Here is a 9,607-nt window from a genome sequence, read left to right as displayed (position 1 = left end):
GCTGCGGCGGCCGGTCCCGTTCGGGTTCGTCGCGGCGGGGGGCCCGGAGCTGGCGGAGGTGGTCGCCGGGCGGCGGCGCCGGGGCGCGGGGCGGGTGGCGGTGGCGTCCTACGTGCTGGCGCCGGGCCGGTTCCACGACCGGATGCTGGCGTGCGGCGCGGACTCGGTCACGGGTCCGATCGGCGCGCACGATGCGACGGCGCGGCTCGTCCTGCGCCGCTACGACGAGGCGCGCCTGCGCGCGGGCGCCGCGATCTCCGTGCGCTGAGCGGACGCCGCGCCGGACGCCGCGCCGGGGGGTGCGGTGAAGCGCTCGTCGTGCTGGGCGAGGACGCGCAGCACCAGCGCCTTGAACTGGTCGAGCTCGTGCGGGGCGAGCGGTGCGAACAGCAGGTCGTTGAGCCGGTCCCGCCCGTCGCGGCTCTGGGCGAGGAACAGCCGGCCGTCCTCGGTGGCTTCGAGGGCGTAGCGGCGCCGGTCTCCGGGGTCGCGGCGGCGCCGGACGTGGCCCGCGTCCTCCAGCGCGTCGACCAGGCCGACGATGTCGCCCGCGTCCATCCGCAGGTACTCGCTGACCTCCCGCTGCGACAGCGGCCCGAGCCGCGCCACGCAGGACAGCACCAGCAGGTGCGGCAGGCGCAGGCGCTCGCCGGGGAACAGCTCGGCCGAGGTTCTGCGGATCAGCCTGACGAGCTCGAACACCAGGTAGGAGGGCGAGTCGTGCAGCGGGTCCGGCCGGTCCTCCACGGCAACTCCTTGGGGTGATCCAATCTCTCTTGACTTGAGAGATAGGGCGATCCTACCGTTGGAGCATCCAAGAAAGAAGGAGGCCCCATGCCGAGCGGGGAACCGGCCGTCGCCGTCGACGGCCTGAGCAAGCGGTTCGGCGACGTGGAGGCCGTGCGGGGGATCGAGTTCGCCGTCCGGCCGGGCGAGATCTTCGGGTTCCTCGGCCCCAACGGCGCCGGGAAGTCGACCACGATCAACATGCTCTGCACGCTGCTGCGGCCGTCGGGCGGCGCCGCGCGGGTGGCCGGGTACGACGTGGTCGCCCAGCGCGACGACGTGCGCCGCAACATCGGGCTCGTGTTCCAGGACCCGACGCTGGACGGCTACCTGACGGGCGAGCAGAACCTGCGCTTCCACGCCGAGCTGTACGGGGTGCCGCGCGCGGCGACGGCGGGCCGCATCGAGCAGGTCCTGCGGATGGTGGGGCTGTGGGACCGGCGCGAGGACCGGGCGCAGCACTACTCCGGGGGCATGAAGCGCCGGCTGGAGATCGCGCGCGGGCTGCTGCACTCGCCCCGCGTCCTGTTCCTGGACGAGCCGACCGTGGGCCTCGACCCGCAGACCAGGGCGTCGATCTGGGAGTACATCCGGCAGCTCAAGGAGGCCGAGGAGATCACGATCTTCCTCACGACCCACTACATGGACGAGGCCGAGAACTGCGACCGGATCGCGATCATGGACAAGGGGCAGATCGTCGCCCTGGACACCCCGGAGGCGCTGAAGGCGGGCGTCGGCAAGGACCGGGTGCGGATCGAGACCGCCGACGACGAGGCCGCGATCGCGGCGATCAAGGAGCGGTTCGATCTGGAGGCGAGGGTCTCCGAGGGCGCGGTGACCTTCTCGGTGGCCTCCGGGGAGGCGTTCGTCCCGCGGCTGTTCGCCGAGCTCGGCGTGCCGATCCGGTCGGTCAGCGTCTCGCGGCCGTCGCTGGACGACGTGTTCATGTCCTTCACCGGTTCGACGATCCGCGACGCCGAGGCGGGCGCGAGCGACCACATGCGCATGATGATGCGCGCGGCGAGGAGATGACGATGGCGGGTACCGCTTCCACGGCCGCGCCGGCCGCCGACGTCGCGCGGGTCGTGGTGCCCGAGCGCAGCGTCCGGCACGACCTGCGCGCCGTGAAGATCGTCCTGCACCGGGAGCTGATCCGGTTCTGGCGGGACAAGGTCCGGATGGTGTCCGGGCTGATCCAGCCGGTGCTGTGGCTGCTGGTCATGGGCACCGGGCTGTCCAACCTGATGGCGCGCGGCGGCGGCCCCGCCGGCGACATCGACCTGAAGACGTTCATCTTCCCCGGCGTGTGCGCGATGTCGGTGATGTTCACGGCGATGTTCTCCGCCGGGTCGATCGTCTGGGACCGCGAGTTCGGGTTCCTGCGGGAGATGCTGGTCGCGCCGGTCAGCCGCGGCGCGATCGTGGTCGGCAAGTGCGTCGGCGGGGCGCTGGTCGCGACGGTCCAGGGCGCGGTGATCGTGCTGCTGGCGGGCCTCGCGGGCGTGCCCTACGATCCGCTGCTGATCCTCCAGCTGCTCGTCCTGATGTTCCTCGGGGCGTTCGCGCTCACCGGGTTCGGCGTGATGATGGCCGCGCGGATCAAGACGATGCAGTCGTTCTTCGGGCTGATGCAGATGGCCATGATGCCGATGATGTTCCTGTCGGGGGCGCTGTACCCGCTGAACGGCCTGCCGGCGTGGCTGAGCGTCCTCACCCGGTTCAACCCGCTGACCTACGCCGTCGACCCGCTCCGGCAGGCGGTCTTCGCGCACCTGGACGCCTCGCCGGAGCTGGAGCGGGCCTTCAACCCCGGCGTCACGTGGAACGGCTGGCTCGTCCCGGTGTGGCTGGAGATCGTCATCGTCCTGCTGATGGGGTTCGGGCTGATGGGGGTCGCCATCCTGGAGTTCCGCCGCGCCGACTGACGCCGCCGGGCGTCAGCCGTGCGGGTGGAAGTGGCCGAAGGACCCGCGGTGGTAGAGCAGCGGGTGGCCGCCGTCGATGAGGTCCGCGCCGGTCACCAGGCCGACGACGAGGATGTGGTCGCCGATGTCGACCGTGGAGTGCCGGACGCAGGACAGGTGCGCTCCGGCGCCGTCCAGCAGCGGCGCGCCGTGCTCGTCGGGGTGCCAGGACGTCGGCGGGGCGAACCGGTCGGCGCCGCGGCGGGCGAAGCGGGCGGCGAGGTCGGCCTGGTCGCCGGTCAGGAGGTTGACGGCGAACCGGTCGGTGGCGCGGAGCGCGGGCCAGGTGGTGGAGGAACGGTCCACGTAGAAGGAGACGAGCGGCGGGTCGAGGCTGACGGACGAGAACGACGTCGCGGTGAGCCCGGCCGGCGCGCCGCCGGAGTGCGCGGTGATGATCACCACGCCGGCGGGGTGCAGGGCGAGGGCCTCGCGGAACGCGGCGGGATCCACCGCCCGGCGGGGCAGGATCTCGGTCATGGGCGTGCTCCGGGGGTCGGACGGGTGAGGGGCCGGGGTCACGGGCGGCGCCGGGCAGGCGGTGGCTGGACTGGCACATTCCGATGCAAACACGACACCCGCTCGAAAGTCAATCTTGCCTATCGGTTTGCTAGGGAATGGGCGGGGCGGAGCGGCGGGCAGGGTCGTCGGCATGGTTGACTCCTTAATCTATTTTTCCTACCCTCTAAGTAGGTAATGGGTGAAGGAGTCGTATCGGTGCCCGTCACGTCAGCGCCCGTCAAGCAGATCCACCTCGCGGCCCACTTCCCCGGGGTCAACAACACCACCGTCTGGTCCGACCCCCGGTCGGCGAGCCAGATCGACTTCGGGTCGTTCGTCCACCTCGCCGAGACCGCCGAGCGCGGCAGGTTCGACTTCTTCTTCCTGGCCGAGGGGCTGCGGCTGCGCGAGATGAAGGGCCGCATCCACGACCTGGACGTCGCGGGGCGGCCCGAGTCGCTGACCGTCCTGTCCGCGCTCGCGGCGGTCACCACGCGGCTCGGCCTCGCCGCCACCGTCAACTCCACCTTCAACGAGCCGTTCGACGTGGCGCGGCGCCTCGCGACCCTCGACCACCTCAGCGGCGGCCGCGCCGCCTGGAACGTCGTCACCAGCTACGACGCGTTCACCGGCGAGAACTTCCGGCGCGGCGGCTTCCTCGACGAGGCCGACCGCTACACCCGCGCCGCCGAGTTCCTGCGCACGGCCCGCGAGCTGTGGGACTCCTGGGCGGACGGCGACGTCCTCGCGGACGCGGCGGCCGGCGAGTTCGTCCGCCCCGGCGCCGGGACCTTCGCGCACCGGGGCGAGCACTTCGACATCGCCGGGCGCTTCACCACGCCGCGCGGCCCGCAGGGCCACCCGGTGATCATCCAGGCCGGCGACTCGCACGAGGGCCGCGAGTTCGCCGCCGCCGACGCCGACGTCATCTTCAGCCGGCACGGGACCCTGGAGGACGGCCGCGCCTTCTACAAGGACGTCAAGAGCCGGCTCGCGAAGTACGGGCGGGGCCCCGACGAGCTGAAGATCCTGCCCGCGGTCACCTACGTCCTCGGCGACACCGAGGAGGAGGCCGCCGAGCGCGCCCACGAGATCCGCCGCGCGCAGGTCAGCCCGCAGAACGCCATCGCCTACCTGGAGGGCTACTGGGGGCGCGACCTGTCCGCCTACGACCCCGACGGCCCGCTGCCCGACGTCGAGCCCGACCTCAGCGAGGGCGTGTCGAAGGGCCGGGCGCAGTTCCGCGGCGACCGCGGCGAGGTCGTCCGCCGCTGGCGGGCGCTGGCCGCCGAGCGCGGCCTCAGCATCCGCGAGCTCGTCATCGAGGCCACCGGGCGGCAGACGTTCGTCGGCACGCCCCGGACGGTCGCCGACCGCATCGACGAGTTCGTGCAGACCGACGCGGCCGACGGGTTCGTCTTCGTCCCGCACCTCACCCCCGGCGGCCTGGACGACCTGGTCGACCGCGTCGTGCCGCTGCTCCAGGAGAAGGGCGTGTTCCGCGCCGACTACACCGGGCCGACGCTGCGCGACCACCTGGGCCTCGGCGCCCCCCGCCCCGCCAGTGCCCGCGCCCGCGAGGAGGCCTCGTCATGACCCGGCTCCACCTGTCCGCCGCCCTGGACGGCGCCGGCTGGCATCCCGCGGCCTGGCGCGACCCCGCCGCCCGCCCCGCCGACCTGTTCTCCGCCGGCTACTGGACCGGCCTCGCCGCCGAGGCGGAGCGCGGCCTGCTCGACCTCATCACGATCGAGGACTCCTTCGCCCTCCAGTCGTCCCGGTTCGGGCTGCCCGACGACCGGACCGACCAGGTCCGCGGCCGGCTCGACGCCGTCCTGATCGCCGCGCGGCTCGCTCCGGCGACGTCCCGGATCGGGCTCGTCCCGACCGCCGGGACCACGCACAACGAGCCCTTCCACGTCGCCATCGGCATCGCCTCGCTCGACTACGCGAGCCACGGCCGCGCCGGGTGGCGCCCGCAGGTCTCCGGCCGCGCCCACGAGGCCGCGCACTTCGGCCGCCGCACCTTCCCTGGGATCTTCGAGCCGGCCGCGTTCCGGACCCCGGAGGGCCGCGCGCTCATCGCCGAGCTGTTCGGCGAGGCGGCCGACGCCGTCGAGGTCGTCCGCCGCCTCTGGGACAGCTGGGAGGACGACGCCGAGATCCGGGACGCCGCCACCGGCCGCTTCCTGGACCGCGACAAGCTCCACTACATCGACTTCGAGGGCCCCCGCTTCAGCGTCCGCGGCCCCTCGATCACACCGCGCCCCCCGCAGGGCCAGCCGCTCGTCACCGCCCTCGCCCACGACGTCGTCCCGTACGAGTTCGCCGCGGGCGGCGCCGACGTCGTGTACGTCACCCCGCACTCGCGGCCGGACGCCGTGACGATCGTCGCGCAGGTCCGCGAGGCCGAGCGGACAGTCGGCCGGACCGGCGAGCCGCTGCGGATCTTCGCGGACCTGCTGGTGTTCCTCGACACCGAGCCCGGCGCGGCCGCCGCCCGCAAGGCCCGGCTCGACGACCTCGACGGCGCCGCGCTCACCTCCGACGCCGAGATCTTCGCCGGCACCCCCGGCGAGCTGGCCGACCTCCTGCTGGACTGGCGCGACGCCGGGCTGGACGGCTTCCGGCTCCGCCCCGGCGTCCTGCCGTCCGACCTCGCCGCGATCAGCCGGGAGCTCGTCCCGGTGCTCCAGGGGCGCGGCGCGTTCCGCACCGCCTACGAGTCCGGCACGCTGCGCGGGCACCTCGGCCTGCCCCGTCCCGCCAACCGCTACGCGGCGGCGCCGTGACCGGCCCGGCCCGCGGTCCGCTGCCCCCCGGAGGTCGCGCATGATCCCGCTGTCCGTCCTCGACCTCGCGCCCGTCCGCGCCGGCGGCACGGTGCCCCAGGCCCTCCGCGAGACCCTCGACCTCGCGCGCCGCGCGGAGGAGGCCGGCTACCGCCGCTACTGGCTCGCCGAGCACCACCTCGCCCCCGGCGTCGCGAGCTCGGCCCCCCAGGTCCTGATCGGGGCGGTCGCGGCGGCGACGTCCCGGATCCGCGTCGGGTCCGGCGCCGTCCAGACCGGGCACTGGACGCCGCTCGCCGTCGTCGAGCAGTTCGGCACGCTCGACGCACTGTTCCCGGGCCGCATCGACCTGGGCCTCGGCCGCTCGGGCCAGCGCCGCGCCGAGACCCGCGCCCCGGGCACCGGTACCGCTGCGCCGCGCCGCGGGCGCGAGGTGGTGGACGGCCTGCTCATCCCCGAGCCGTTCGACCAGTCGCGGCTCGCGAAGTCCCCGGTCGTCAAGCTGTTCGGCGCGCTGCTCCAGCAGCCGGGCGCCGAGCCGCCCGACTTCGCGGGCGTGGTCGACGAGATCGCCGCGCTGCTGGACGGCTCCTACCGCTCGCCCGAGGGGTACGAGGCGCACGCGATCCCGGGCGAGCACGCCGATGTGGAGCTGTGGATCCTCGGCAGCAGCGGCGGCCAGAGCGCGCAGGTCGCGGGGGAGCGCGGGCTGCCGTTCGCGGCGAACTACCACGTCGCCCCGTCCAACGTGCTGGAGGCCGTGGAGGCCTACCGCGCCGCGTTCAAGCCGTCCCCAGTGCTGGACGAACCGTACGTGGTGGTGTCCGCCGACGTCGTCGTGGCCCCCACCGACGAGGAGGCGCGCGAGCTCGCCGCGCCCTACCCGCTCTGGGTGCACAGCATCCGGTCGCGCCTCGCCGCGATCCCGTACCCGAGCCCGGCCGACGCGGCGACCCACCACTGGGGGCCGGACGACTGGGACCTCGTCGCCGACCGCGTCGACACCCAGTTCACCGGTTCGCCCGCCACCGTCGCCGCCGGCCTGGAGACCCTCCGCCGCGTCACCGGCGCCGACGAGCTGCTCATCACGACCATCACCCACGACCACGCCGACCGGGTCCGCTCCTACGAGCTGCTGGCCCGCGCGTGGGGGAGTTGAGTCCTTAACATCTGAGCTGTTAAGTTCAGCGGGTCTCCTGCCGTCCGGGCGCGGCAGGGGACCCGCTGGCGTTCGCCCACCCCTCGCGCGGCAGCGTTCCGTGACGGAACCGGCGCATCCCGTGCGAACTCTTCGGGGCAGATAACAGGCTGCGCGCTGGCCTGAGTCACCGTTTCCGTGCGACCGATGCCGCGCGATGACGTGCGCCTTCACGCGCGTCGACGCCATCTCGTCACGTCTCTGAATGTTAGTTAACGGCCATGTATTGACACTTCTAACGTCGCTGATGTTACGTTCTCCCCGCGGCGGCCGGTGATCCGGTCGGCCGTGCCGGTTCGACCGCCCGTCCCGCGGGCGCGCACCACCGAGGAGAACCCAGTGCACAAGCCCTCCCTCCGGACGGCCGCCGCGGCCGCCGCGGCCCTGGCCGCGCTCACCCCCGCCGCGGCCTGCTCGTCCGGGAACTCGGGGTCCGGCGGCGGCGCGGGAAACGCCAAGATCGCGTTCCTCATGCCGGACATCGCCTCCACCCGCTACGAGCTGTACGACGCGCCGCTGTTCAAGGCCAAGGTGAAGCGGCTGTGCGGCGGCTGCTCGGTGCTCTACCAGAACGCCGGGGCGGACGCGTCCAAACAGCAGCAGCAGGCCGGCTCGGTGCTCGCGCAGGGCGTGAAGGCGATCGTCATCGACCCGGTCGACTCCGCCGCGGCGGCCTCGATCGTCCGCATGGCCCAGGCGCGCAAGGTCGCGGTCATCGCCTACGACCGCCCGATCCCGGCGGCCAAGGCCGACTACTACGTCTCGTTCGACAACGAGAAGATCGGCGCGATGATCGGGCAGTCGCTCGTCGACCGCCTGAAGCAGGAGAAGGCCAAGGGCGGGATCCTGGAGGTCAACGGCTCGCCGACCGACGCCGCCGCCAACCTCATCAAGAAGGGTGTTCACAGCGCCGTCGACCCGAGCGGCTACGAGCTCCTCGCCGAGTACGACACCCCGAACTGGGAGCCCGCCAAGGCCCAGGAGTGGGTGACCGGGCAGATCAGCAAGTTCCGCGGCCGGATCGCGGGCGTCGTCGCCGCCAACGACGGGACCGGCGGCGGCGCGATCGCGGCGTTCAAGGCCGCCGGCGCCGACGTCCCGCCGGTCACCGGCAACGACGCCGAGCTCGCCGCCGCGCAGCGCATCGTCGCCGGCGACCAGTACAACACCATCTCCAAGCCGATCAGGATCGTCGCCGAGGCCGCGGCCGACGTCGCGTACCGGTTCGTCAAGGGCGAGCGCCCGGCGGGCAAGACCACCCTGTTCGGCACGCCGTCCGAGCTGTTCACCCCGACCGTCGTCACGCGCGACAACGTCGGGAAGGTGCTCCTCGGACCGGGCGGCGCGCTGAAGACCGCGGACGTCTGCACCGCCCCCTACGCCGCCTCCTGCGCCGAGCTCGGCCTCAAGTAGCGATCGCCGAAGGTTCGCCATGCCACCAACGTCCCCCCTGCCAGCGTCCTCCCGTCCGGCGTCCCCCCGGCCGGCGGACCCGCTGCTGTCGCTGCGCGGCGTCAGCAAGTCCTTCGGCGCGGTCGCCGCGCTCACCGGCGTCGACCTCGACGTCGCCGCGGGCGAGGTCGTCGCGCTCGTCGGCGACAACGGCGCCGGGAAGTCCACCCTCGTCAAGGTCCTGTCCGGCGTCCACCCGCCGGACGCCGGGACCATCGCGTTCGGGCCGCGGGAGGTGCGGATCCCGAGCCCGGCCGCCGCGCAGCAGCTCGGCATCGCCACCGTCTTCCAGGACCTCGCGCTCTGCGAGAACCTCAACGTGATCCAGAACCTGTTCCTCGGCCGGGAGCTGCGCGCCCTGCGCCTCGACGACGTGGCGATGGAGGTGCGCGCCCGCGCGCTGCTCGCCCAGCTGTCCGCCCGGATCCCGGCGGTGGACGTCCCGGTCGCCGCGCTGTCGGGCGGCCAGCGCCAGACGGTGGCGATCGCCCGCTCCCTGCTCGGCGACCCGAAGGTCATCATCCTGGACGAGCCGACCGCCGCGCTCGGCGTCGCGCAGACCGCCGAGGTGCTCAACCTCATCGAGCGGCTCCGCGAGCGGGGCCTCGGCGTCATCATGATCAGCCACAACATGGCGGACGTGCAGGCCGTCGCGGACACCGTCGCGGTGCTGCGGCTCGGGCGCAACAACGGCGTGTTCGACGCGGCGACGGCGTCGGCGGAGGAGCTGGTCGCCGCGATCACGGGCGCCGACGACAACGTGGTGAGCCGCCGCGCCGGACGGGGCGCCGCGGCCGACGACGGCCGGCGGGCCGCGCCCGCCGGGACGAGGGAGAGGGCCGATCATGAGTGAGGTCACCACGGCGCCTTCCGCGGGGGCGGCGCCGGCGGGGGAGGAGCCCGGCCCGCGGGGC

General features: G+C 73.5%; 9 protein-coding genes and 1 pseudogene. 8 read left to right on the top strand and 2 right to left on the bottom strand.

Annotated features, from left to right (window positions below; all coding sequences use genetic code 11):
- A pseudogene (locus tag E1300_RS43675) lies at positions 1–268 on the top strand (hypothetical protein); the annotation flags it as partial.
- On the opposite strand, the gene E1300_RS43670 reads toward E1300_RS43675, so the two are convergent.
- The gene (locus E1300_RS43670) at positions 220–747 is read right to left on the bottom strand and encodes a MarR family winged helix-turn-helix transcriptional regulator (protein ID WP_165503259.1); all 528 of its coding nucleotides are present in this window, start codon (positions 745–747) and stop codon (positions 220–222) included. The pseudogene E1300_RS43675 and the gene E1300_RS43670 sit on opposite strands and share 49 nt — an antisense overlap.
- An 87-nt stretch (positions 748–834) precedes the next feature.
- Here E1300_RS43670 and E1300_RS43665 point away from each other — a divergent pair, with 87 nt between their 5' ends.
- Positions 835–1,818 carry an ATP-binding cassette domain-containing protein gene (locus E1300_RS43665; protein ID WP_131763161.1) on the top strand — a complete coding sequence of 328 codons (984 nt, stop codon included), beginning with the start codon at positions 835–837 and terminating at the stop codon, positions 1,816–1,818.
- A gap of 2 nt (positions 1,819–1,820) precedes the next feature.
- Positions 1,821–2,711, top strand: a complete 891-nt coding sequence (locus E1300_RS43660) for an ABC transporter permease (protein WP_131763160.1) — start codon at positions 1,821–1,823, stop codon at positions 2,709–2,711.
- Positions 2,712–2,723: 12 nt separating this feature from the next.
- On the opposite strand, the gene E1300_RS43655 is transcribed toward E1300_RS43660, so the two are convergent.
- Complete coding sequence (locus E1300_RS43655; RefSeq protein WP_131763159.1) at positions 2,724–3,230, bottom strand: flavin reductase family protein; 507 nt, start codon at positions 3,228–3,230, stop codon at positions 2,724–2,726.
- Positions 3,231–3,467: 237 nt separating this feature from the next.
- On the opposite strand from E1300_RS43655, the gene E1300_RS43650 reads away from it, so the two are divergent.
- From E1300_RS43650 to E1300_RS43630, 5 genes are all read left to right on the top strand, one after another.
- Positions 3,468–4,847, top strand: coding sequence for an NtaA/DmoA family FMN-dependent monooxygenase (locus E1300_RS43650; RefSeq protein WP_242619777.1), 1,380 nt, complete (start codon positions 3,468–3,470; stop codon positions 4,845–4,847).
- Positions 4,844–6,043 carry an LLM class flavin-dependent oxidoreductase gene (locus E1300_RS43645; RefSeq protein WP_131763157.1) on the top strand — a complete coding sequence of 400 codons (1,200 nt, stop codon included), beginning with the start codon at positions 4,844–4,846 and terminating at the stop codon, positions 6,041–6,043. Before E1300_RS43650 ends, E1300_RS43645 begins: the two co-directional genes overlap by 4 nt.
- Before the next feature lie 40 nt (positions 6,044–6,083).
- On the top strand, positions 6,084–7,202 hold the full coding sequence (locus tag E1300_RS43640; protein ID WP_131763156.1) for an LLM class flavin-dependent oxidoreductase: 1,119 nt from the start codon (positions 6,084–6,086) through the stop codon (positions 7,200–7,202).
- Between the two features lie 378 nt (positions 7,203–7,580).
- Positions 7,581–8,654, top strand: coding sequence for a substrate-binding domain-containing protein (locus E1300_RS43635; protein WP_207400303.1), 1,074 nt, complete (start codon positions 7,581–7,583; stop codon positions 8,652–8,654).
- A 19-nt stretch (positions 8,655–8,673) separates the two neighbouring features.
- A complete protein-coding gene (locus E1300_RS43630) occupies positions 8,674–9,546 on the top strand; it encodes an ATP-binding cassette domain-containing protein (RefSeq protein ID WP_131763155.1) in 873 nt (290 codons plus the stop codon).
- Positions 9,547–9,607: the final 61 nt, after the last annotated feature.

Origin of the sequence: Actinomadura fibrosa (assembly GCF_900659615.1) — a bacterium.
Taxonomy (GTDB): domain Bacteria; phylum Actinomycetota; class Actinomycetes; order Streptosporangiales; family Streptosporangiaceae; genus Spirillospora; species Spirillospora fibrosa.
This window is presented reverse-complemented; position numbering and strand designations above follow the sequence as displayed.